This window comes from Streptomyces asiaticus (assembly GCF_018138715.1).
GTDB lineage: Bacteria > Actinomycetota > Actinomycetes > Streptomycetales > Streptomycetaceae > Streptomyces > Streptomyces asiaticus.
On record NZ_JAGSHX010000006.1, the window covers coordinates 4,130,060 to 4,155,410 of the forward strand.

The 25,351-nt window shown below is 72.1% G+C and carries 11 protein-coding genes; 6 read left to right on the forward strand and 5 right to left on the reverse strand.

The window, feature by feature from the left end:
- Positions 1 to 204: 204 nt before the first annotated feature.
- Positions 205 to 11,205 carry a non-ribosomal peptide synthetase gene (locus KHP12_RS24700; RefSeq protein WP_211833796.1) on the reverse strand — a complete coding sequence of 3,667 codons (11,001 nt, stop codon included), beginning with the start codon at positions 11,203 to 11,205 and terminating at the stop codon, positions 205 to 207.
- A gap of 288 nt (positions 11,206 to 11,493) precedes the next feature.
- On the opposite strand from KHP12_RS24700, the gene KHP12_RS24705 reads away from it, so the two are divergent.
- Complete coding sequence (locus tag KHP12_RS24705; RefSeq protein ID WP_037961521.1) at positions 11,494 to 12,711, forward strand: cytochrome P450 family protein; 1,218 nt, start codon at positions 11,494 to 11,496, stop codon at positions 12,709 to 12,711.
- 80 nt (positions 12,712 to 12,791) lie between these two features.
- Complete coding sequence (locus tag KHP12_RS24710) at positions 12,792 to 13,865, forward strand: MupA/Atu3671 family FMN-dependent luciferase-like monooxygenase (protein ID WP_211833797.1); 1,074 nt, start codon at positions 12,792 to 12,794, stop codon at positions 13,863 to 13,865.
- 104 nt (positions 13,866 to 13,969) lie between these two features.
- Here KHP12_RS24710 and KHP12_RS24715 read toward each other — a convergent pair whose 3' ends face one another.
- Genes KHP12_RS24715 through KHP12_RS24725 form a run of 3 tightly spaced genes read right to left on the reverse strand, consistent with a single transcriptional unit; the run spans position 13,970 to position 17,019 of the window.
- Entirely contained in the window at positions 13,970 to 14,764 is a 795-nt protein-coding gene (locus KHP12_RS24715) for an ABC transporter permease (protein ID WP_086879648.1), read from the reverse strand.
- Positions 14,761 to 15,747 (reverse strand): ATP-binding cassette domain-containing protein, encoded by a 987-nt coding sequence (locus KHP12_RS24720; RefSeq protein WP_086879649.1) that lies wholly within the window; start codon positions 15,745 to 15,747, stop codon positions 14,761 to 14,763. The genes KHP12_RS24715 and KHP12_RS24720 overlap by 4 nt, the downstream gene beginning before the upstream one ends.
- Before the next feature lie 45 nt (positions 15,748 to 15,792).
- Positions 15,793 to 17,019: a cytochrome P450 family protein gene (locus KHP12_RS24725; RefSeq protein ID WP_211833798.1), complete on the reverse strand. Its 1,227-nt coding sequence runs from the start codon at positions 17,017 to 17,019 to the stop codon at positions 15,793 to 15,795.
- A 325-nt stretch (positions 17,020 to 17,344) separates the two neighbouring features.
- Between KHP12_RS24725 and KHP12_RS24730 the strand changes: the two genes are divergently transcribed.
- The 4 genes from KHP12_RS24730 to KHP12_RS24745 all read left to right on the forward strand — a co-directional run bounded on the left by KHP12_RS24730 (position 17,345) and on the right by KHP12_RS24745 (position 22,930).
- The gene (locus KHP12_RS24730) at positions 17,345 to 17,956 is read left to right on the forward strand and encodes a hypothetical protein (protein WP_143677807.1); all 612 of its coding nucleotides are present in this window, start codon (positions 17,345 to 17,347) and stop codon (positions 17,954 to 17,956) included.
- A 266-nt stretch (positions 17,957 to 18,222) separates the two neighbouring features.
- Positions 18,223 to 19,254: a 4-hydroxyphenylpyruvate dioxygenase gene (gene hppD, locus KHP12_RS24735; RefSeq protein WP_167442338.1), complete on the forward strand. Its 1,032-nt coding sequence runs from the start codon at positions 18,223 to 18,225 to the stop codon at positions 19,252 to 19,254.
- The gene (locus KHP12_RS24740; RefSeq protein ID WP_211833799.1) at positions 19,251 to 21,824 is read left to right on the forward strand and encodes an aminotransferase class I/II-fold pyridoxal phosphate-dependent enzyme; all 2,574 of its coding nucleotides are present in this window, start codon (positions 19,251 to 19,253) and stop codon (positions 21,822 to 21,824) included. The genes hppD and KHP12_RS24740 overlap by 4 nt, the downstream gene beginning before the upstream one ends.
- Positions 21,821 to 22,930, forward strand: coding sequence for a prephenate dehydrogenase (locus KHP12_RS24745; RefSeq protein WP_037961506.1), 1,110 nt, complete (start codon positions 21,821 to 21,823; stop codon positions 22,928 to 22,930). The genes KHP12_RS24740 and KHP12_RS24745 overlap by 4 nt, the downstream gene beginning before the upstream one ends.
- Positions 22,931 to 23,162: 232 nt before the next feature.
- Here the strand turns inward: KHP12_RS24745 and KHP12_RS24750 are convergent, their stop codons facing one another.
- Complete coding sequence (locus KHP12_RS24750; RefSeq protein WP_211833800.1) at positions 23,163 to 25,250, reverse strand: ABC1 kinase family protein; 2,088 nt, start codon at positions 25,248 to 25,250, stop codon at positions 23,163 to 23,165.
- Positions 25,251 to 25,351: the final 101 nt, after the last annotated feature.

The following is a 25,351-nucleotide window of genomic DNA, read 5'->3' on the forward strand; positions in this document are numbered from 1 at the left end:
GTGCGCAGTCGAGATCGGCGGGGCCCCTCTCGCCCGTCGGCGAGGCCCGCCGATCCGACCGTAACGGCGCCGCGGCCCGGTGAAAGCCGCACATAAACAACTCGGAAGTGGGGCTACTGCCAGTCGCCGCCAGTCGTCCAGCTCGCTCGCGAGCTGGACGACTCGTCCTGGCCGAAACCGCACACCAACGACTCGGAAATGGGGCTACTGCCAGTCGTCCAGTTCGCTCGCGAGCTGGTCCAACTCTTCCTGGCTTACGTCGATCAGATCCATGTCGGAGGGGGTGTGGCGGACGGCCTGCGGGGTGTCGGCATGGCGGGCCAGCGCCTCCAGCGCCCGGATCCACGCCTGTGCGAGGTCCCGCACCACGGACTCCTCCAGCAGCGCCGAGGGCCACTGCCAGAGCACCGACAACTCGGGGCCGTCGCTGCGGTCCTGGGTGGACGCGGTGACCTCCAGCGCGTGGGCGACCGGCATGTCCGGGTCCTCGCCGCCGACGGCGCCCGCCTCGGGGGCGAGCGCCCAGTCGGCGGCCTCGGGCGCGGCCGAGGTGTCGAAGCGACCGAGGTAGTTGAACCCGATCTGCGGCTCGGCCAGGCCCCGCAGCGAGGGCGCGGTGTCCGGGTTGAGATGGCGCAGCAGGCCGTAGCCGATGCCGTTGTCGGGCACCTGGCGCAGCTGCTCCTTGATCCGGGCGAGGACGTCGCCGACGGTCGCCCCGCCGGTCCACACCTGGCCCCAGTCGATCCGCCCGGGGTCCAGGAACAGCGGGTACACGCTGGTGAACCAGCCGACCGTACGGGACAGTTCGGTGTGCTCGGCGATCTCCTCGCGGCCGTGGCCCTCGAGGGCCACCAGCAGCCCGCCCGTGGCCCCGCCGAAGTGCCGGCGGCGCCAGTCGGCCACCGCCAGGGTCAGCCCGGTGAGCAGCACGTCGTTGACGGACGCGCGGAACATCTCGGGCAGCCGGGTGAGCAGGGTCCGGGTGGTGTCCGCGGGCAGCGCCATGGTGATCGAGCGCTGGGTGCGGGTGAGGTCCCTGGACGGGTCGACGGTCAGCTGGGCCAGGGGCTCCGGGGCCTGGGCGAGGCGGCCGCGCCAGACCGGGAGTTCGGCGATCCGCTCCGGTGTGACGGCCTCCTCGGCCAGCGTCCGCGACCAGCGGCGCAAGGAGGTGCCCACCGGGTCGAGCCGGGGGGTGTGCCCGTCCCGTACCGCCTCCCAGGCCCGTGCCAGGTCCGGCAGCAGGATCCGCCAGGAGACGCCGTCGACGACCAGGTGGTGCAGCGAGAACCACAGCCTGCCGCGCTCACCGGACCCGGCGTCGAACCACACGAACTGCGCCATCGTGCCGTGCTCGGGGTCGAGCCGGCCCACCGCCGCGTCGCTGTGCTCGGCGAGGCGGGCGCGGCGCTCCGCGTCGTCCAGGCCGGTGAGGTCGACCCGCCGGATCAGGTCCGCCGCGCGGACCGCGCCGCGGGCCGCCACCTCCAGCGACCACTGCCTTCCGGTCCGGTTCAGCCGCGCCCGCAGGGCGTCGTGGTGGTCCAGCAGCGTCTGCACGACGGTGACCAGTCGGTCCAGGTCCAGCTCCGCGGGCGTCTGGAGCAGCATCGACTGGTGGAACCGGCCGATGGGCCCGTTCCGCTCGCTGAGCCAGTTGAGGATCGGGGTCGCGGGGATCTCCCCGATACCGGCGTCCGGGTCCTCCGCCTCGGCCTCGGGGACGGTGCCCGCGGCGGCCGCGAGGGCCGCGACCGTCTGGTGGCGGAAGACGTCCTTCGGGGTGAAGAGCAGACCCGCGGCGCGCGCCCTGGCCACCAGCTGGATCGAGACGATGCTGTCGCCGCCCAGGTAGAAGAAGCTGTCGTCGACGCCGACTTCCTCGACTCCGAGCCCCAGCACCTCCGCGACCAGCCTGCGCAGGGTCTCCTCACGGGCGCCGCTCGGCGCCCGGGACGTGCCGCCCTGTTCCGGGGCGGGCAGCGCCTTGCGGTCGATCTTTCCGCTGGTGGTCAGCGGAAGCGTCTCGAGCGTCACGAACGCCGCCGGAACCATGTAGTCGGGCAGGCGTCGCGCCAGCCCGGCCCGCAGTTCGTCGATGTCGATGCCGCCCGCCCCGGCGGTGGGCACCACATAGGCCGTCAGCAGCCGCACCCCCGGGCGGTCCTCGCGCACGACGGTGGTGGCGCGGTGCACCCCGGGGTGGTCCGAGACGGCCGCGGTGATCTCGCCCAGCTCGATCCGCAGCCCGCGCAGCTTCACCTGGTCGTCGGTGCGCCCGACGAACTCCAGCTCGCCGTCGGCGCGGCGGCGCACCAGGTCGCCGGTGCGGTACATCCGCGATCCGGGCGGGCCGAACGGGTCGGCCACATAACGCTCGGCGGTCAGCCCGGGGCGGCGCAGATAGCCGCGGGCCAGTGAGACGCCCGCGATGTGCAACTCGCCCACGCAGCCCAGCGGCACCGGACGGAGCCGCTCGTCCAGCACATGCAGCCGCGAGTCGGCCACGGGCGCGCCGAGCGCCGGTACGGCGTCGTCGGTCAGCAGCCCGCTCATCGCCGCCACACAAGTGGCCTCGGTCGGGCCGTACACATTGTGCATCCGCACCGTGTGCCGCCACCGGCCGATCAGCTCCGGTCCGAAGGACTCACCGCCGACGACGATCTCCATGCCCTCGGGCAGCCCGCCCTCGGGCAGCGCGGCCAGCGAGGCGGGGGTGATGAAGACGTGGGTGACGCCGTATTCGGCGCACAGGTCGAGATACGCCTGTCCGGACGTCGGCCGGTCGGCCGGGACCACCACCAGCGCGCCGCCCACCAGCAGGCTCATGGACATCTCCAGGAACGCCGCGTCGAAGCTGGCCGAGGCCAGCTGCGGCACCCGGGCGCCCGGGCCGACGCCCGCCCGCTCCACCAGCGTCGCGCACAGGTGCGCCACTCCGGCGTGGGTCACGGTCACGCCCTTGGGCCTGCCGGTCGATCCGGAGGTGTAGATGACGTAGGCGGGGTGCTGGGGCGACAGGGCGGCGGCGGGCACGGGCGCGTCGGCCGCGGGCTCCGTCGCGTCCAGCGTGTCGAACAGCACCGTGGGCACGGTGGTCCGCGGCAGCCGTCCGGCGACGGCGCCGGAGGTCAGCAGCAGGGCGGGCGCGGCGTCGTCGAGCATGTACCCGATGCGGTCGCGCGGCAGGTCCGGGTTGACCGGCAGATAGGCCGCCCCGGCCCGCACCACCGCGAGCAGCGAGACGATCAGCTCCGGGGAGCGCGGCAGCGCCACCGCCACCAGCTTCTCCGGTCCCGCTCCCCGCGCGGCCAGCGCCCGGGCGATCCGCTCGGCCCGCGCGTCGAGTTCGGCGAAGGTCCAGGTGCGGTCCTCGGCCAGCAGGGCGGGCGCGTCCGGGGTGCGGGCCACCCATCCGGCGAACAGCTCCGCCATGGTCGCCGGGGGCACCTCGCGCACCGCGGCGTCGTTCCACTCCTCGACGATCCGGTGGCGCTCCCCGGGCAGCAGGACGTCCAGCTGGTCCACCGAGCGGGACGGATCGGCGACGGCGGCGGCCAGCAGCCGCGCCAGCCGGTCCACCAGCATCCGCACCGTGTCCCGTTCGAACAGGTCGGTGCTGTAGGTGAGCGCCCCCTCGATGCCCGCGGGCGCGCCGTCGTCGGTATGGGTCTCCGACAGGGTGAAGGACAGGTCGAACTTGGCCACGTCCTGGCCGATCGGCTGCGGCCCCGCGACCACCCCGGGCAGCTCGACCCTGCCCTCGGCGGTGTTCTGGAACGCCAGCATCACCTGGAACAGCGGATGCCGGGACGCCGAGCGCTCGGGGTTGATCAGCTCGACCAGCCGCTCGAACGGCAGGTCCTGGTGGGCGTACGCGGCCAGGTCGGTCTCCCGCACCCGCTCCAGCAGCTCGGTGAAGGTCGGATCGCCGGAGACGTCGGTGCGCAGCACCAGCGTGTTGACGAAGAAGCCGATCAGGTCGTCCAGGGCGTCGTCGGTGCGGCCCGCGATCGCCGTGCCGAGCGGGATGTCGGTGCCCGCGCCGAGCCTGCTGAGCAGCGCGGCCAGACCGGCCTGGACGGCCATGAAGAGGCTGGCCCGGTGCTCCAGGGCCAGCTCGCGCAGGCCGCGGTGCACCTCGGCGTCGAAGCGGAAGGTGACCATATCGCCGCGGTAGCTGATGGCGGGCGGACGGCGGTGGTCGGCGGGCAGCGCCAGCTCCTCCGGCGCGCCGTCCAGGGCCGACCGCCAGAACGCGGCCTGCCGGGAGATGGTGCTGTCCGGGTCGTCCTCGCTGCCCAGCACCTCGTGCTGCCACAGCGTGTAGTCGGCGTACTGCGCGGGCAGCGGGGTGAACTCCGGGGCGCGGCCCGCGCTCCGGGCCGCGTAGGCGGTGGACAGATCGCGGCCCAGCGGGGCCATCGACCAGCCGTCGCCCGCGATGTGGTGGACCACCAGCGCCAGCACGTGCTCGGTCCGGCTCAGCGCGAACAGCCAGGCCCGGACCGGGATCTCGGTGGCGATGTCGAACGCGTACCCGGCGGCCTCGGTGAGCGCCGCCTCCAGACCGGCCTCGGTGACCTCGGCCACCGGCAGTTCGGGCACCACGTCCAGCACCACCTGGCGGGGGCGGCCGTCCACCTCCGGGAAGACGGTGCGCAGGCTCTCGTGGCGGCTGACCACATCGGCCAGCGCCGCGCGCATCGCCTCCCGGTCCAGCTCACCGGTCAGCCGCAGAGCCATCGGCAGGTTGTAGGTGGCGCTCGGCCCCTCGAACCGGCCCAGAAACCACAGCCTGCGCTGGGCGAAGGACAGCGGCACCTCCTCGGGCCGCTCCCGCTTGGTCACCGCGCGCCGCGCCCCGCCCGCGTCGCCGATCAGCCCGGCCAGTCCGGCGGGCGTCGGCGACTCGAACAGGTCGCGCACGCCGAGCTCCGCGCCCAGGGTCGTACGGATCCGGCTGGTCAGCCGGGTGGCGAGCAGTGAATGGCCGCCGAGGTCGAAGAAGTTGTCGTCCACGCCGGCCTCGGCCACCCCGAGCACCTCGGCGAACAGCGCGCACAGCGCGGCCTCCCGCGGTGTGGCCGGCTCCCGCCGCTCGGCGTCCTCCCGTACCGGCGCGGGCAGCGCCCGGCGGTCCAGCTTGCCGTTGGGGGTCAGCGGCAGCGCGTCCAGTACGACGAACGCGCTGGGCACCATGTAATCGGGCAGCGTGGCGGCCAGGTGCTTGCGCAGCTCGGCCGGGGCCGGGGCGGTCCGTCCCGTGGGCGGGACCAGATAGCCGACCAGCTGGTGGGCCCCGGGCCGGTCCTGCCGGGCCAGGACGGCCACCGAGGCGAGGTCGGGGTGGGCGGCGAGCGCCGTCTCGATCTCGCCGAGCTCGATCCGGAAGCCGCGCACCTTGACCTGGTGGTCGGCCCGCCCCACGAACACCAGCTGTCCGTCCTTGCCCCAGCGCACCAGGTCACCGGTGCGGTACAGCCGGGACCCGGCCGGGCCGAAGGGGTCGGCCACGAAGCGCTCCGCGGTCAGGCCCGGCCGCTTCAGATAGCCGCGGGCCAGCCCGGCGCCGGCGAGGTACAGCTCCCCGACGACCCCCGGGGGCACCGGGCCCAGCGCGTCGTCCAGGACATAGACCTGGTCGTTCCAGATCGGGCGGCCGATCGGCGCCGTGGCGGGCCACGTCGCGGGGTCGCCGGGCAGGGTGGTGGCCGTGATCACATGGCTTTCGGTGGGGCCGTAGTGGTTGTGCAGCCGCAGCCACGGGCGGTCGGCCTGGAAGGCGCGCAGCCGCGGGGTGAGCGCCAGCGCCTCGCCCGCCTGGGCGATCACCCGCAGCTCGCCGAGGGCGGCACCGCTCTCGACGGCGGCCTCCGCGACGGCGTCCACCACCAGGTTGGGGGCGTACAGCTCGTTGATCCGGTGCTCCTCCAGCCACCGGGTGAGGGCGGCGGCGTCGCGGCGCACCGCGTCGTCCGGGACCACCAGCGTCTTGCCGGTGAGCAGGGTGGTCAGGATCTCCTGGGCGGAGACGTCGAAGCTGATCGCGGTGAACTGCGCGACCCGCGTCCCGGCGCCGCCGCCGATCTCACCGTGGTGCCAGGCGACCAGGTTGGCCATGGCGCCCGCGGGCATCACGACGCCCTTGGGGCGGCCGGTGGAGCCGGAGGTGTAGATGACGTAGACCGGGGCGGCCGGGTGGAGCGGGCGGGTGCGGTCCGCGTCGGTGGGGTCGGTGTCCGCCTGCCCGGCCAGGAGGGCGGCGGTCTCCGGGGTGTCGAGGGCGAGGAGCGGGGCCCGGTGGCCGTCCGGCAGCACCCCGGTCCGGGTCAGCACCACCGAGGGCGCCGCGTCGGCCAGCATGAAGGAGACGCGCTCGGCCGGGTACTCCGGGTCGATGGGCAGATAGGCCGCTCCGGTCTTGACCACCGCGCACACCGCCACCAGCAGCTCCGCCGAGCGCGGCAGCGCGATGCCGACCGTGTCCTCGGGGCCGGTGCCCCGTGAGATGAGCAGATGGGCCAGCCGGTTCGCCGCCGCGTTCAGCTCGGCGTACGACATCACCGTGTCGCCGTGCACCACGGCCGGGGCGTCCGGCAGCGCGTGCGCCTGCCGCTCGAGCAGTTCCGGGAGGAAGGCCCCGTCGAGCTGGTGCGCGGTGTCGTTGTAGGCGGTCAGCTGGCGGTGCCGCTCGATCGGGTCGAGCAGGTCCAGGGAGCCGATCGGCCGCTTCGGGTCCTCGGCCGCCCCGGCCAGCACCCGGATCAGACGGTCGGCGAGCCCCTGGACCGTCTCCCGGTCGAACAGATCGGTGCTGTACTCCATCCACCCGGCCAGACCGTCCGGTGCGCCGTCGGGGGTGCGCCGCTCGGTCAGCCCGACGAACAGGTCGAACTTGGCCATGTCGCCGAGGTGGTCGTACTGGTCCACCCGCAGGCCCGGCAGCGAAAGCTCGGCCGGGCGGTTGTTCTGCACGGTGAACATCACCTGGAACAGCGGGTGGCGCGCGAGGGAGCGCTCGGGGTTGAGCTGCTCGACCAGCCGCTCGAACGGCACGTCCTGGTGGGCGTACGCGGCCAGGTCGGTCTCCCGCACCCGCTGGACCAGCTCGCGGAAGGTCGGGTTGCCGGAGGTGTCGGTGCGCAGCACCAGCGTGTTGAGGAAGAACCCGACCAGCCCGTCGAGGGCGTCGTCGGTACGACCGGCGATCGGCGTGCCCACGGGGATGTCGGTGCCCGCGCCGGACCGCGACAGCAGCACCGAAAGACCGGCCTGGACCACCATGAACAGGCTGGCCTGGGAGGTACGGGCGATGGTGAGCAGCCGCTTGTGCAGCTCCTCGGGGAGGTGGAACGTCACGGTGTCGCCCGCGTAGCTCGCCACCGCGGGGCGCGGCCGGTCCACCGGGAGGTTGAGCTCGTCGGGGATCCCGGCCAGGGCGTCCGACCAGTAGCCGAACTGCCTCGCGATCGCGCTGTTCTCGTCCGCCTCCTCACCCAGTACCCGCCGCTGCCACAGCGTGTAGTCCGAGTACTGCACGGGCAGCGGCTCCCACGACGGCGCGGTGTCCTTCAGCCTGGCCGTGTAGGCGAGCGAGAGGTCGTGGCCGAAGACGCCCAGCGACCAGCCGTCCCCGACGATGTGGTGCATCACCACGAGCAGGACGTACGCATCGGCGCCGGTGCGGAAGACGCGCACCCGCAGCGGGAGTTCGGCGGCCAGCCGGAACCCGGCGGACGCCTCCTCCTGGAGTGCCTCGTCCAGCCGCTCCGGTGCCGCGCTCAGATCCACCAGGGACAGGTCGAGCTCGGCCTCCGCGGGATCCAGCACCCGCTGGTACGGGTCGCCGTCCACGTCCGGGAACACCGTCCGCAGGCTCTCGTGCCTGGCCAGGACGTCCTCAAAGGCATGGCGCAGCGCGTCCAGGTCCAGTTCACCGGTCAGCCGCACGGTGAGCGGGACGTTGTAGATCGACTTGGCGCCCTCGAACCGGTCCAGGAACCACAGCCGGTGCTGGGCGAAGGACAGCGGTACCCGTTCGGGGCGCGGCCCCGCCTCCAGCGCGGGCCGGCCGTCCACGGCCTGGTGCAGCCTGCGGGCTATCCCGGCGGGCGTGGCCGTCTCGAACACCGCGCGCAGCGACAGCTCCTCGCCGAAGACCGCGCGGGTCCTGGTGACCAGCCGGGTGGCCAGCAGCGAGTGGCCGCCGAGGTCGAAGAAGTCGTCGTCCACCCCCACCTCGGGCACGCCGAGCAGTTCGGCGAAGAGCGCGCACAGGATCTCCTCCTGCGGGGTGCGCGGCCCGCGCCCGGCCGGACCGGCCGCGCCGCCGGGCTCGGGCAGCGCCTTGCGGTCCAGTTTGCCGTTGGGGGTGAGCGGGAGGGCGTCGAGGGCGACGAACGCCGAGGGCACCATGTACTCGGGCAGCGAGGCGCCCACGTGGTCGCGCAGCGCGGTGGGGGCGGGCACCTCTCCTCCGCTCACCGGCACCAGATAGGCGACGAGCCGCTTGTCGCCCGGGGTCGGCTCACGCACCACGACCACCGCACGGTCGATCCGCTCGTGCGCGGCCAGGACCGACTCGATCTCCCCCAGCTCGATCCGGAATCCGCGGATCTTGACCTGGTCGTCGGCCCGGCCGGCGAACTCCAATACCGGATGCTCGCCCTCGGTGTTCCAGCGCACCAGGTCACCGGTGCGGTACATCCGCTCGCCGCCGCCCCGATACGGATCGGCGACGAAGCGCTCGGCGGTCACACCGGGCCGGTTCAGATAACCGCGCGCCAGGCAGGGTCCTGAGACGTACAGCTCCCCGGTGACACCCGGCGGCACCGGCCGCAGCGCGCCGTCGAGCACCCGCAGCCGCGCGGTGCCGAGGGCGGTGCCCATGGGCGGCGCCACCGCGCCGGAGAGCGGCTCGCTGAGGGAGACGCAGACGGTGCTCTCGGTCGGCCCATAGGCGTTGATCATCGTCCGGCCGCCGGACCACGCCTCGACCAGCTCCGGCGCGGACGCCTCACCGCCGACCACCAGCAGGCGTATCGACGGCAGGTCCTCGGTGAGCACGGCCAGCGCGGCGGGCGGGATGAGCGCGTGCGTGACCTGGTGCTCGGCGACCAGCTCGACCAGCGCCCGGCCGGGTTGGAGCCGTGTCGCGGGGGCGAGCACCAGCGCGGCGCCGGTGAGCAGGGCGGTGTAGGTCTCCCAGACGGCGGCGTCGAAGCTGGGTGAGGAGAACTGGAGCACCCGGCTGCCGGGTCCCACGCCGAACCGCTCGACATTGGTGGCGACCAGACCGGCGAGACCGGAGTGCGTCACCATGACGCCCTTCGGACGGCCGGTGGATCCCGAGGTGTAGATGACGTAGGCGGGGTTGGCGGGCGTCGTCGCCCCCCGCCGCTCGCCCGGCTCGATCTCGGTGTCCGGCCGGGCGTCGGTCTCGCGGACGGTGGCCGGGTCGTCCAGCAGCACCCTCGGCGCGGCGCAGACGTCCGGGATCACCTCCGCCGACGCGGCGGTGGCCAGGACCAGCGCCGGGCCTGCGTCGGTGAGCAGATAGGCGATCCGGTCGGCCGGATAGGAGATGTCCACCGGCAGGTAGGCCGCGCCCGCCTTGAGCACCGCCAGCATGGCGACGACCAGCTCGGGAGAGCGCCGCAGGGCGAGCGCGACCACCCGCTCCGGCCCCGCGCCCCGCTCGATCAGGGTGCGGGCCAGGCGGTTGGCGCGGCGGTCCAGTTCGGCGTAGGAGAGCGAGGTGTCCTCGTGGACCAGGGCAACGGCGTCCGGATGGAGCCGTACCTGTTCGGCGAAGAGCGCGGGGATGACGTCACCGCCCGGCAGCGGCTGTGCGGGCATGCCCAGGGCGAGCATGCGGTCCGCCTCGGCGTCGCTCAGCAGGGGCAGTCGGCCGATCAGCTGCTCCGGATCGTCCGCGAAGGCCGCGAAGAGGCGGCGGAAGCGGTCGCCGAGCACCTCGATGTCCTCACGGGTGAAGAGCTCCTGCCGGTAGCCGAAGTGCAGCCGCAGCCCGTCGCCCGGCAGGGCCGCGATGCTCAGCGGGTAGTGGTTGGCGTCGGTGCCCCTGGCGCCCGTCAGCGTGAGGTCACCGGGCAGCTCGGGCAGGTCGTCCCCGCCCATGGGGTAGTTCTCGGTGACGGTGAGCGTGTCGAAGAGGGTGCCGCGCCCGGCGGCCCGCTGGATGTCCGGGAGGCTGAGGTGGTGGTGCTCGACCATTCCGGCCGCCTGGCGCTGCATCCCGGTCAGCAGGGACAGCAGGCTCTCGTCCGGGCGCACCCGGACCCGGACCGGCACCGAGTTGATGAACAGGCCGACCATCTGGTCCGCGCCGGCCAGCTCGGCGGGGCGCACCGATACGGTCGAGCCGAACACCACGTCGTCACGGCCGGTCAGCTGCCCCAGCAGCAGCGCCCAGCAGCCCTGGAACACCGCGCTCAGCGTGAGGTCGTTGCGCCGGGCGGTCTCCCGCACCCGGGCGGCCAGCTCATCGGGCATGGTGATGACCAGCTCGGCCGGCACGGTCCGCGCCCCGGCGTCGTCGGGCGCGAGCAGTGTGGGCTCCTCCACCTCGGCGAGCACGGTGCGCCAGGCGTTCTCCGCCGCCGCCCGGTCCTGCCGTTCCAGCCAGCTCAGGGCTTCGCGGTACGGCGTCACCGGCGGCAGGCCCGAGTCGTCGCCGCGCCGGTGGTAGATCTCGAAGAGCTCGAACATGAGCCGGGCGGTGGACCACCCGTCGAGCAGGATGTGATGCGAGTTGAACATCAGCCGGCTGGTGTTCGGGCCCAGCTTGATCAGCGTGAAGCGCAGCAGCGGCCCGGCCCCCAGGTCGAACCGGTGCGCCGCCTCCTCGGCGGCGAGCCGCTCCAGCTCCCGCTCCTGGGCCCGCTCGTCGAGCCCGGTGAGGTCGAACTCCCGCCAGGGCACCGGGACTTCGCGCGCGATCACCTGCACCGGCCGGCTCAGCTTCTCGTACCGGAAACTGGCCCGCAGATTGGGGTGCCGGCGCAGCAAAGTGGCCACCGAGTCGCGCATGGCCCCGGCGTCCATGGGGCCATCGAGGTCGATCAGGATCTGGGCGACGTAGACATCGAGTTTCTCTTCCCCGTAGAGGGTCTGAAACAGCAGACCCTCCTGGAGTGGCCACAGCGGAAGGACGTCGTCGATGGCTGCTCGCGTCATTATGGAAATCTCCACTCGTCATTCCGGGTCGCCGACAAAAAGGGCTCGGTCGCCTGCCACCAGCCTGGATCGCCGAGTCTCATCTCCGGCCGGCCCACCGGGCAACGGCGCTGCAAAAACTTCGTTTTGCGCGCCGCGGGGGCGCGGAAGTGGCCCACTTCGCCGTCCACTTCGAAGAATTCACACTGCCGCTGACCGGTCGGGCCCGGCCGTGCTGTCATCGGTTCGGCCGCGCGCCGTCAATCGCCCGCGGGCCCGCCACCCGCACCGCGACTTCAGGGAGTACTGGTGACGAACACCGGCACGCTGTCCCGCTATTGGATGTTCAGCGACGAGTACACACAGAATCCCTATCCCTTCCTCGCCCAGCTGCGCGAGGAACAGCCGGTGTGCCGGGTGGAGACCCCGGACGGGGTGCGGGCGTGGGTGGTGAGCCGCTACGACGACGTCCGCGACGCGCTCTCCGACCCCCGGCTCGGTCGGGACATCGGCAAGCTCTACGCGGCGCTCGGCAAGCAGCTCGGCCAGGAGATCAAGCCCGCCGACGAGATCAGCAACCATCTGGCCAACTCCGATCCGCCGCGCCACACCCCGCTGCGCAAGGCGCTCACCTTCGCCTTCACCCCCAAGCGGGTGCGCGGACTGCGCGACGGCTGGGAGAAGGTGGTCGACGATCTGCTCGACGACATGGTGCGGACGGACAACCGGGACCTGGTCTCCGGGCTCAACGAACCGCTTCCGATCATCACCATCGCGCAGTTGATGGGCGTGCCCGACGCCGACTGGCCGCGGTTCCTGGTGTGGACGAACACGCTGCGCCGGGTGGACGCCAGCGATCCGACGGGCATCATCGCCGAGCACACCCGGCAGCTTTCGGACTACCTCAAGGCGCTGATCGCCACCAAGCAGCGGACCCCGCAGGACGATCTGATCTCCGCGCTGGTCCACGCCGACGAGGACAAGCGGCTGACCGCCGCGGAGGCGCTGTCCACCGCGTTCGCCCTGATGACCGGCGGCAACGACACCACGACCAGCCTGCTCAACGGCTCCTTCGCGGCGCTGCTCACCCATACCGGCGAGGCCGACAAGATCCGGGCCGACTGGAGTCTGCTGCCGAACGCGGTCGAGGAGCTGCTGCGGTTCACCAGCCCGCTGATCAACTCCCTCCAGCGGGTCACGCTGGAGCCGGTCGAGCTGTGCGGGGTGAAAATCCCCAAGGACGAGATCATCATCATTTCGCTGGCCGGGGCGAACCACGATCCGCACGCTTTCCCCGACGGTCCGTCGGAGCTGGACATCACCCGTCCCAAGCCCGCGCATGTGAGCTTCGGCCACGGAATCCACTACTGCCTGGGCTCGCATATGTCCAAGGCGCTGACCGAGCTGGCGATTCGACGGGTCTATGAACGCTTTCCCGGCATCCGGCTGGCCGTGCACCCCTCGGAGGTGCGTTATCGGCCCGGCCTGATGGTCCGCCCGATGATCGACCTGCCGGTGCGTTTCTGAACGGCGCACAAGCAGCGACACCGCCCGGGACCCGCCCTCAGCGCGCCCCGGGCGCTTTTCTTTCGCTTTCCGGAGGACCCATGGATTTCAGCCTGTTCTACTTCGCCAACAACGACACCGAGGAGCGCGACCGCTACCGGCTGCTGCTGGACGGCGCCCGGTTCGCCGACGACAACGGCTTCACCGCGGTGTGGACCCCCGAGCGCCACTTCCATCCGTTCGGCGGGCTCTACCCCAACCCCTCGGTGACGGGCGCCGCGGTGGCGGCGGTCACCCAGCGGGTCGCGGTGCGCGCCGGAAGCGTCGTGGCGCCGCTGCACCACCCGATGCGGATCGCCGAGGAGTGGTCGGTCGTCGACAACCTCTCGGGCGGGCGGGCCGGGGTGGCGCTCGCCTCCGGCTGGCACGCCGCGGACTTCGCGCTCCGCCCGGAGAACTACGAGACCCGCAAGTCCGGGCTGATGGAGACGGTCGAGACCATCCGCCGGCTCTGGCGGCGGGAGAGCGTGTCCCTGACCGACGGGGCGGGCGAGACGGTGGAGCTGACCATGTTCCCGCCGCCCGTCCAGCCCGAGCTGCCGATGTGGCTGACCAGCGGCGGCACCCCGGCGACGTTCACGCTGGCCGGTGAGCACGGGATGGGGATGCTCACCCATCTGCTCGGCCAGGAGGTCGAGGTCCTCGCCCGGCGCATCGAGGAGTACCGCCGGGCGCACCGGGAGCACCAGCCCGCCTCGGCCGGGCAGGGGCATGTGGCCGTGATGGTGCACACCTTCGTGGGCACCGACCGCGACACCGTGCGGGAGACTGTGCGCGAGCCGTTCTCCCGCTATCTGGCCAGCTCCTTCGATCTGCTGATCAAGGCGGCCGAGGCGGCGGGCGCCCAGGGCGCGGACATGTCCCGGGAGCTGAGGAGCATGGGCCCGGAGGACCGTCAGTTCCTGGTGGCCCAGGCGTTCGACCGGTACTTCGAGACCAGCGGGATGTTCGGCACCGTCGACGACTGCATGGCGATGCTCAAGCAGCTGAAGGACGCGGGGGTGGACGAGGTCGCCTGTCTGGTGGACTTCGGTGTGCCGACCGATGAGGTGATCGGCGGCTTCGAGCACCTGGCCCGCCTCCATGACACCTGGCGTGCGCATCAGGGGAGCTGACCGACCCGGCGGCGCCCACGCCGAAGCCCGGACGACCGCTCCTCGGTCGTCCGGGCTTCTGGTTTGGGGCTCGGGGCTTGGCCCGGGTGTCGTGCGGCCGCGGCTCAGCGCGCGGCGGCCCGCTCGTAGGCCCGGTTGGCCAGCGGGATCACGACGATCAGCAGAGCCACCACCATGATCAGCGAGGCCGCCACCGGATGCCGCAGCGGGAACGCCGGATCGGCGCCGTTCCCCGTGGGGTTGCCCCACAGCTCACGCATCCCGGTGGTCAGGGTGGTCACCGGGTTCCATTCGGCCACCGGACGCACCCAGCCCGGCAGGTTCTGGGACGGGTAGAAGGTCGCCGACAGGAAGGTGAGCGGCATGGTGATCACCATGGCCACCGAGTTGACCGCCTGGGGATCGCGCAGCAGCAGCCCGACGAGCGAGCCGAGCCACGCCGTGGCGTAACCGAGCAGCAGCAACAGACCGAAGCCCGCGAGGGCCTTGAGCGGCCCGCCGTGGATGCGCCAGCCGATGAGCAGGCCGACGGAGAGCATCGCACAACAGGAGATCGCGTTGAGCAGCACGTCGGAGAGGGTCCGGCCGAGCAGCACCGAACCCTTGCCCATCGGCAGCGAACGGAACCGGTCCACCAGGCCGTTGGAGAGGTCCTCCGCCACCCCCACACCGGTGTTGATGACGCCGGCCAGCATCATCTGGGTGAAGATGCCCGCCATGATGTATTCGTGGTAGTCGCCCTCCGGCACGTTCATCGAACTGCCGAAGAGATAGCCGAAGAGGAACACGAACATGATCGGCATCAGGGTGATGCTGAGGATCCGCTGCGGTGCCCGCCTCAGATGCCGTATGTGGCGGCCCGCCAGGGCGAGCGCGTCGCTCAGGACATAGGTGGTCATCGGCTCGTCGTCTCCAATTCGGCCTCGGGTCCGGCCTCGGGTTCGGCTCCGGTCAGCTCCAGGAACACGTCGTCGAGCGAGGGGCGCCGCACGAGGAAGTCGACCACCTCGACCGAGGCCCCCTGGAGCTCCGACGCCGCCGCGGAGACACCGGCGATACCGGTCTCCAGCGCGATCGACACCCGCATCCCGCTCTCGTCGACGACCGGTGGGGCGGAGCCCCGCGGGGAGATCCGGGCCAGCGCGACCCGGGCGGCCTCCACCATCTCGGTGGTCCGTACGGTGATCTCCAGCCGCTCGCCGCCGACCTTCCGCTTCAGCTCGTCGGGCGTGCCCTCCGCTGCCACCAGCCCCTTGTCGATCAGCGCGATACGGTGCGCGAGCTGATCGGCCTCTTCCAGGTACTGGGTGGTCAGCAGCACGGTGACCCCCTCGGCGACCTGCTTGCGCACCATGTCCCACAGCGCGTTCCTGCTGACCGGGTCCAGACCCGTGGACGGCTCGTCCAGGAAGATCACCGGCGGGCTCCCGGTCAGGCTGGCGCCCAGGTCCAGCCTGCGGCGCATACCGCCCGAGTAGGTCTTGACGACCCGGTCGGCGGCATCGGTGAGGTCGAACATCTCCAGCACCTCATCAGCGCGGGCGCGGGCCCGCTTGCGGCCCATGTGCAGCAGCGTTCCCATCAGCACCAGGTTCTCGCGGCCGGTCAACTGATTGTCCAGCGCGGCGTACTGACCCGTCAGCCCGATGCTGCGGCGCACCTCGTGCGCCTGGCTCAGCACGTCGTAGCCCGCCACCATCGCGGTGCCCTCATCGGGCTTGATCAGCGTCGACAGCGTCCGCACCGTGGTCGTCTTGCCGGCGCCGTTGGGGCCCAGGAGCCCGTAGACCGTGCCCGCCTCGACGGACAGGTCGATGCCGCCCAGCACCTCGTTGTCGCCGTAAGCCTTCCGCAGACCCGCCGCGGAGATTGCGATATCCATCAGACTCCTCATCATCGGCCGGTACGCCGGTCCGGTCCGTCCCGCTCAGCCGAGCCGGACCGGCAGTGACTCCAGCCCCCGGGTCAGGTTCACCTCGCGGCGCAACTCCTCCGGCGCCACGGCCAGTTCGATCCGCGGGAAGCGGTCGAGCAGCGCGCCGACGGCGATCTCGGCCTGCGACCGGGCGAGGGGCGCGCCCATGCAGTGGTGGATGCCGTGGCCGAACGCCAGATGCCCGCCGGCCTCCCGGCGGATGTCGAACCGTTCGGGGTCCTCGAAGCGTTCGGGGTCGTGATTGGCCGCGCCGAGCGAGACGATGACGAACTCGTCGGCCGGGACGCGGACACCGGCGATCTCCACCGGTTCCGAGGTCACCGAGAGCGTGTTCAGGTGCAGCGAGTTGTCGTAGCGGCAGAACTCCTCGACCGCGCCCCGCAGCAGCGACCGGTCCGCGCGCAGGGCGGCGAGCTGGTCCGGGTGGCGCAGCAGGGCGAGCATCCCGTTGCCGATCAGATGCGCGGTGGTCTCGTATCCGGCCACCAGGAGCTGGAAGACCATCGACACCAGCTCGTTCTCGCTGAGCCGGTCCTCGTCGTCCCGCGCCTGGATCAACCCGCTGATCAGGTCGTCGGCCGGGGCGGCCCGCTTGGCGGCGATCAGCCCGGTGAGGTACTCCGCCATCCGGTCGGCGATGCGGTGCATCTCCTGCGGCTGGACGGCCACGGTCAGCGCGTTGGACCACGCTCCGAAGGCGGCCTGGTCGGCCTCGGGGACGCCGATCATCTCGGAGATCACGGTGAGCGGCAGCGGGAAGGCGAACACCTTCAGCAGATCCACCTCGCCCTGCCCGGCGACGTCGTCGAGCAGGGCACCGACCGTGTGCTCGATCCGCGGCCGGAGCGCCTGGATCTGCCGTGCGGTGAACGCCTTGGCCACCAGCTTGCGCAGCCGGGTGTGGTGGGGCGGGTCCATGCCCAGCATGTGCTCCACCAGCATCCGCCGGCCGGGCGACTTCTCGGCGGGCTGCCCGACGGGGTCGATGCCCGCGTGCTTGGCGGCCAGCCGGGCACAGCGCTCGGGGTCCTTGTGCAGTTTCGGCTCGGTCAGCGCGGCGCGCGCCGCCTCATGGCGGAGCACCAGCCACATCGGTGCCCCGCCGAGCACGACCCGCGCCACCGGGGTCCGCTCGCGGAGCCGGGCGTACACCGGGTACGGGTCGCGGATGAAGTCCTCACCCAGCACCTCCGGCGCCCGGCTGGTCTCCTCGGCCATGTGTCCGGTCCTCTCGGTCGGCCCGTGCCGCATATCGCGGACGCAGGGTGGGTGAACTTACGTCTCCGACCCGTTGATAGCAGGCTTTTCCGCGCTTCCCCGGCGCACTTCGAGGATTTCTATCGAGCTCCCACGGAGCGTGTTCGAAAGCCGTTCATCCCCTCCCTCTCGGTCATCTGGACGGAGGAGGGAGCGAAGGGGACTCCACCCGGCGGCGAGTGGGTTTGCCTCCGTGGGAGGAGTCGCGCGCGGGACGCCCTATGCCATCCTCCTGGCAGCGATCCAGCAACGGACGCACGTTTCCCGGTGTTTCCTGGAGGGCCCCGTGTCCGGAATCCTTACCGCCGTTTCCCGTGGCTATCGAAAGCTGCACGGCACTCCCGCCGAGGGGGTGCCCCTCTGGGCCCGGCGCGCGGCCTTTCTGATCCCGTTGGTCGTGCTGCCCTCGGGGCTGTGGCGCATCGCCCAGGTCACCTTCGGTGTTCCGCTCACCAAGAACGTGGACGTCGGCCGGGGACAGCTGCCGGGCTGGCTGCCGCTGGAGATCTACGTCGTCATCCTGTCCATCATCGCCGAGGGGCTGGCCTTCCTCGCCGTGGGGCTGGTCTCCACCTGGGGTGAGGTGTGGCCGCGCTGGGTTCCCTTCCTCGCCGGGAAACCCGTACGGCCGCTGTCCGCGATCATTCCCGCCGCGCTCGGGGCGGTGATCCTCACCTTCACCTGGACCATGACCCTGGTCCTGTCACTCCAGGGGCGCGCGCTGGACGGCCGCGAGTTCGAGGGCGGCGGCTGGCGCGGATCGCTCATGCATGACGTCGGCGAACTCGGCTGGCGGGCCTGGGTGTTCGTCACCGCCTATCTGCCGCTGCTCGCCTGGGGGCCGCTGCTGGCCGCCGTCACCTACGCTTACGCGGTGCGCCGCAAAGCGTTCAAATGAAGAGAATCGAATAAGCCATTGCCAGGGTCCGCCGATCGTCTTCACGATCACCGCCGATCGCCCGAAAAGAGGCGATTGACGCGGTCGGCGGACCTTCTCGGCGGTAGCCACTCGGCCGCCTTCCGCGAAAGTGCCGCAGCCGTCTCTTTCCGTCTATAGAAGAATTCTTGGCGGCCCATGGCTCCGCTTCCCGGTCCCGGTACCGTGCGATTCCACGAGTTGCACACACACATGTGTGGCGAGGCAATCGTCGGATGGGGAGCATCGTGACCGCGCATGACGTCGAGTACATCGAGATCTACACCAGCGATCAGCGGAAAACCACGGACTATTTCGTGTCCGGTATGGGTTTTCAGGAAGAGGCCCGGTGCCGGACCGGCGCGCTGGAATCGATCCTGCTCCGCCGACAGGAAATCCAGCTCGTCATCACCTCGGGACCGGGCACGGCCGACTTCCTGGCCGCACACGGTGACGGCATCGCCGACATCGCCTTCGCCTGCGAGGACCCCCTCGCGGCCCACCAGGGCGCCCTGGCCGCCGGCGGCCGCGATCTGACCTCCGGCAACCCGGCCGGCCCCGCCGTCTCCGGCTTCGGCGCCGTCCGCCACACCCTCCTCAAGCGCTCCGCGGGCCGGCCGCAGGGGCTGCCCCCGGGCCGGGACTGGGTCACCTCGCCGAAGGACGCCGCCCAGGCCGGCACCACGACCGAACTGCGGCTGCTCGACCACATCGCGGTCTGTCTCGACGCCGGCACCCTGCACGACACCGTCCGGTACTACATGGACGGATTCGGCTTCGAGCAGTACTCCAGCGAATACGTCGCCGTCGGCGAGCAGGCCATGGACTCCATCGTGGTGCGCAGCCCCTCGTCCGGGATCACCTTCACCATCATCGAGCCCGACAGCACCAAGAAGCCGGGCCAGATCGACGAATTCCTGGAGCGGAACGGCGGCCCGGGGGTGCAGCACCTGGCATTCCTCGTGGACGAGATCATCCCGGCCGTCGTCGAGTTCGAGACCCGGGGCATCGAGTTCCTGCAAACCCCCGGCACCTACTACGACGCCCTCGCCGAGCGGATCGACAACCTCGACGAGACGATCACCGATCTGCGCAAGACCAATGTGCTCGCCGACCGCGACGAGTGGGGCTACCTGTTGCAGCTCTTCACCCGCTCGCCCTTCGAGCGGCGCACGCTGTTCTTCGAACTCATCCAGCGCCACGGGGCCCAGGGCTTCGGAAGCTCCAACATCCGCGCGCTGTACGAGGCCGTCGAGCGCGCCCGGGCGGCCAACTCGTGACCGGCCGCACGGCCCCCTCCGGCGTCTCCCGGCCGCCGCTGTCCCTCGACGAGTACGCCGAGCGGGCGCGCACCCGACTGGGCCCGGAGATCTGGGACTTCATCGAGGGCGGGGCCGGGGAGGAGCGGACGCTCGCCGCCAACCGGGCGGCGTTCGACCGCACCCGGCTCAGCCCCCGGGTCCTGACCGGAGTGGGTGAGTGCGACCCGTCCACCACGGTCCTGGGACGGCGGTGGGGGGCGCCGGTGGCCGTGGCGCCCATGGCCTACCACACCCTGATGCACCCCGACGGCGAGACGGCCACCGCGCGGGCGGCTGGCGCGGCCGGGCTCCCGCTCGTGGTGAGCACCTTCGCCGGGCGGACCTTCGCCGAGATCGCCGCGGCCGCCACCTCGCCGCTGTGGCTCCAGGTCTACTGCTTCCGCGACCGCGACACGACCCGGCGGCTCATCGAACACGCGGAGGCCGCCGGGTTCGAGGCGCTGGTCCTGACCGTCGACACCCCGCGGCTCGGCCGCCGACTGCGCGACCTGCGCAACGACTTCCGGCTGCCGCCGCACATCGCGCCCGCCAACCTGCCCGCCGACGAGGCCGATTACTCGTCCCCGTCCGAGCACGGGCGCACCGGCCTCGACCCCGCGCTCGACTGGTCGGTCATCGCCTGGCTGCGCTCGGTCAGCCGGCTGCCCGTACTGGTCAAGGGCGTCATGACCGCCGAGGACGCCCGGCGCGCGATCGCCGCCGGTGTGGACGGCATCGTGGTCTCCAACCACGGCGGACGGCAGCTGGACGGGGCACCGGCCACCCTGGACGTGCTCGCCCCGATCGCCGCCGCCGTGGACGGCCGCTGCGCCCTGCTCCTGGACGGCGGCGTCCGCCGCGGCCGGGACGTCCTCGGCGCCCTCGCCCTGGGGGCGGACGCCGTGCTGCTCGGCCGCCCGGTGCTGCACGGACTGGCCGTGGCGGGCGGGGCCGGCGTGGCGGGCGTCCTGGGCCTGGTCCTGGACGAGCTGTCGGAGGCCATGACGCTGACCGGCACCGCCACCGTCGCCGACGCGGACGCCTCGCTGCCGGCCGGGCCGGAGGACACCGCCGCGGCGCGCCACCGCCGCTCCGGCGAGGCACCGCTCCCCGACCGGCCGGAGCCGACGGGCACCGCCACGGCGACCCTGCACAAGGAGAATCTGCACCGCAGCGTGACGGACACCTCGCCACCGACCGCACCCGCAAACACCCCCACGGCCGGACTGCGCAAGCAGGATCTGCACCGCAGCGTGTCCGACCCGGTGCTGGACACCATGAACTTCCTGAACGAGATCACCGGCCGCTTCCCGGACGTGGTCTCCTTCGCCCCCGGAAGGCCGTACGAGGAGTTCTTCGACAAGGACGAGATCCTCGAGCACATCCGCCGCTACCTCGACCACTTGGCCGCGGGCGGTGCCTCGGACGAGGCCATCCGCACCGCGCTGTACCAGTACGGCCCGACCGCCGGCCAGATCCGCGAGCTGATCTCCGACTCGCTCCGCGCCGACGAGGGCATCGACGCCCCGCCGGGCGCGATCGTGGTGACGGTGGGCGCCCAGGAGGGGATGCTGCTGGCCCTGCGCGCGCTCTTCGCGGACCCCGGGGACGTCCTGCTGGTCGCCAGCCCCTGCTACGTGGGCATCACCGGGGCCGCCAGTCTGCTGGGGGTGCCCGTGCACCCCGTCGAGGAGCGGGCCGACGGTCTTGACGTGGCCGATGTGGAGGCCGCCGTCCTCGCCGAGCGGGCCCGGGGCCGCCGCCCGCGCGCCTTCTACGTGGTGCCGGACCATTCGAACCCGTCGGGCAACACCATGTCCCGGCGCGCCCGCGAGGAGTTGCTGGAGCTGGCGGCCCGGCACGATCTGCTCATCCTCGAGGACAGCCCGTACCGGCTGGTCAGCCCCGGCGTCCAGCTGCCCACGCTGAAGTCGATGGACCACGCGCGTCGGGTGATCCACCTCGGGTCGTACTCGAAGTCGGTGTTCCCCAGCGCCCGCGTCGGATTCGTCGTCGCGGACCAGCCCGTGCGGGATCCGTCGGGGGCCGAGAGCCTGCTCGCCGACGAACTCGCCAAGATCAAGAGCATGGTGACGGTGAACACCCCGGCGCTGAGCCAGGCGGCCGTCGCCGGTGCCCTGCTGGCCTGCGGCGGCCGGCTCACCGAGCGCAACGCGGTGCCGGCCAAGCACTACGGCGAGGCGCTCCGCGTCACCCTCGAGCAACTGGACCGCCACTTCCCCGAGGACGTCCGCGACCGGCTCGGCATCGGCTGGAACCGGCCCAGCGGCGGCTTCTTCCTCACCGTCCGGGTTCCGTTCCCCGCCGACAACGCCGCGCTGCTGCGCTCGGCCGAGGACCACGGAGTCATCTGGACACCGATGGCCTACTTCTACCCGGGCCCCGGCGGCGAACGGTCGATCCGGCTCTCCTTCAGCTATCTGAGCCCCGCGGAGATCGAGGACGGCATCGCACGGCTCGCCGCCTTCCTGCACGCGGAGATCGAGCGCCCCGGCGCCACCGGACCCACCTCGGGACGTGACACATGAGAACCGCCGTCGTCGTCGGAACCGGGCTGATCGGCACGTCCATCGCCCTCGCCCTGAGCCGCTGGGGCGTCCTGGTGTACCTGGACGACGCCGACACCACGGCCGCCAGGACCGCCGAGGCCCTGGGGGCGGGCTCGCTGGAGATGCCCACCGGGCCGGTGGACCTCGCCGTCCTCGCGGTGCCGCCCGCGAGCATCGGCACCGTGCTCGCCCGCTGTCAGCGGGACGGGCTGGCACACACCTACACCGATGTGGCCAGCGTCAAGGTGCGGCCGCACGAGGAGGTCCGCGCGGCCGGTGGCGATCCGTCCCGCTACATCGGCGGACATCCGCTGGCCGGCGGCGAGCGCTCCGGTCCGCTCGCGGCCCGCGCCGACCTCTTCGAGGGGCGCCCCTGGGTGCTGACCCCCTCGCCCCTCACCGATCGCTCGGCGCTCAACCGGGGGCTGGAGCTGGTCTCGCTGTGCGGTGGTGTCCCCGTCCTGATGGACACCGACGCCCATGACCGCGCCGTCGCCCTGACCTCGCACGCACCGCATCTGGTCGCCTCGATGATGGCGGCCAGGCTGGAGCACGCCGAGGCCGAGCACATCCGGGTGTCGGGACAGGGGCTGCGGGACGTCACCCGCATCGCGGCGGGCGAACCCGCCCTGTGGAGCGACATCCTGACCGCGAACGCCGACGCGGTGGCCGACGTCCTCGACGACTACGCCAAGGACCTGGAACAACTGATCGCCGTCCTGCGGGCGCTGCCCGGGGCGGAGTCCGAGGGGCGCCGGCAGGCCGCCGCCGATCTCCAGGAGTTGCTGCGGCGCGGCAACCGGGGCCACGCCCGCGTACCGCACAAACAGCGTTCCCGGCCCGCCGAGTACGTGGCGATCCCGGTGGCCGTCCCGGACCAGCCCGGAGCGCTGGCCCGGCTGTTCTCCACCGTCGGCGAGGCCGGGGTCAACATCGAGGACGTGCGCATCGAGCACTCCCTCGACCAGCCGCGCGGCCTGGTCGAACTGCTCGTGGATTCAACCTCGGTAGCGGGCGTACGGCGGGTGCTGGACGCCAACGGCTGGACCATGCGGGAGAAGCCACTGCTGGTCGGCGACGCCTGAGGAATCCGGACCGGCTCCGCCTGCTTTCCCCTCCCCGCCCCTTCCCGCAGCATGCATGTGCGGCTCCGCCGCGTGGCAGGGACTCCGCCCCTGGACCCCCGGGCCTGGAGTGAAGCCCCGGCCCGGGGCCTGGGGCAGAGCCCCACCACGCGGCGGAGCCGCATGTCGATGCTTCGGGAAGGGGCGGGGAGGGGAGCAGCCCGCCACAGGCGTCAAGATCCACCGACACCCCCTAGAACGTGTCGTGGGTGTTCGGCCGGCGCAGCGCGGTGTAGAGGGCGCGCAGCATGAGGATCGCGCTGACCGCGAGCATCTGATAGCCGAGCAGCGGGAACAGCTCCACCTCCGCGGTGACCCGGGGCCCGCGCCCGGTGCCGAACACCACCAGGACCACCCCCATCAGCCCGGTGCAGGCCCCCAGCAGCGTGACCGTCATCTGGTGGATCAGCCCGGAGACGAAACGCCGCTCCCGCTCGTCGGCGAGCACCCGCACCCGGACCGTGAACCGCCCCTCCTCCAGCGACGCGCCGATCCGCTCCGCCCTCCGGGGCAGCCGCCGCAGCATCGGCAGCGCGGACAGGAACTCATGGGTCGCGCTCCGCGCCAGGGACGAGAACCCGGACGCGAACCCGCCCTCCTCCTCGCTCCCGGTACCCGTGGCGCGGAACCGCAGCCGGTCGGTGAGGAGGTCCACGGCGATCGACCGGGCCTCGTCGATCATGTTGAAGTCGGGGGTGATCCGGCCCAGGGTGCCCTCGATGGTCGCCAGGGCCCGGAAGACGGCGGCCACCTCCGGCGGCACGGCGAGACCGAACCGGGCGAGCAGCTGGAACAGCGCGGTGAACATCTCGGTGTCCGGCCGCGCCCCCGCCCCCAGGTGCTGGGCCATGAACTGCCCCAGCTCGCGCTCCAGCAGCAGCGAGTTGAGCATCAGGTCCTCGCTCCTGGTGGCCCTCGTGCCGAGCAGGGCCATCAGCGCGTCGTGCAGACCGGCCCGGTCGCCGCGGTCGACGGCCACCAGCATCTCCTGGAGGGCATGGCGTACGGACGGGTCGATACGGCCCACCGAGCCGAAGTCGAGCAGGCCGATGCGCCCCTTGTCGAGCAGCAGCACATTGCCCGGATGCGGATCGGCGTGGAACACCCCCGCCTTCAGGATCTGGTGGAGCATGGCGGCGAAGGCGGTCCGGGCGATCTGGTGGCGGTCCAGCCCCTTGCGCTCCGCGACGGCCGCCGCACGGTCGAAGGTGACCCCCTCCAGCCACTCCTGGACCATCACCCTGGCCGTGGTGAACTCCTCGTGCACCCGGGGCACGCGCACCGGGGCGTCCGCCTCGTACCCGCCGCAGGACGCCGCCACCACCGCGGCGTTGTTGGCCTCGATCCGGAAGTCCAGCTCCTCCCGCACGGAGGTGGAGAAGCCGTCGCCCAGATCCCGCAGCCCCATGGCGTGGGAGGACCGGGACCGCTGCTGGAGGCCGCGGCTGACCGCGACGACGATGTCCAGGTCGCGCTCGACCATCTCGCGGATCCCCGGGCGCTGGACCTTCACCACGACCACCGGGCCTCCGGTCAGCTTGGCGCGGTGGACCTGGGCGATCGAGGCGGCCGCGAGCGGGACCTGCTCGATCCACTCGAAGGCGTCCTCCACCGGCCTGCCCAGCTCCGCGCGCAGCAGCGCCGCCACGTCCCCCCACGGCGCGGGCGCCACATCGCTCTGCAATCGGCTGAGTTCGTCGATGAAGTGCGGGGGCAGCAGATCGCGCCGGGTGGACAGCAGCTGGCCCAGTTTGATGAAGGCCCCGCCGCACTCCTCCAGCGCCAGCCGCAGCCCCCTGGCCATCCGCTCGCCGAACTCGCCGGGCCGCAGGGCCCGTTCCAGACTGTGCCGGCTGCGCAGCGGACGGCTCAGCCCGTGGCGCATGAAGATCCGGCTGATCTGCGAATAGCGGCGGGTGCGCCGCAGCCGGCTGCGCATCGCGCGCCACAGCCGCATGGGCAGCGCCCAGCTGCCGCGCGGCAGAAAGACCTCGGCCAGCACCAGGGTGGCCATCGCGGCGAGGACGGACACCCCGACCTGCACGCCGTACAGCACGCCCATGCTCTGCTGGTCGTGCATGGTCGGCTTGAAGACGAGCATCGCGCCCAGCCCGACCAGACCGGCGCCGAGGGCGCGCAGCGGGCCCACCCGGATGCCGAGCAGCCGACCGGAGATCGCCGAGACGCCGAAGACGAAGACGCCCAGCGACGACACGGCGATCAGCACGATCAGCAGCCCGAAGGACAGATCGTCGATGCTGGTGGCAGCCAGCCAGGTCATGGCACGTTCCCCCGGGTGCGATGAGCAGTGCGTCAACAGTAGTCCGGCTCATCCCCCTCGGACCGTGCTGCCCGCATGTCACGCAGCAACCTGCCAGACAC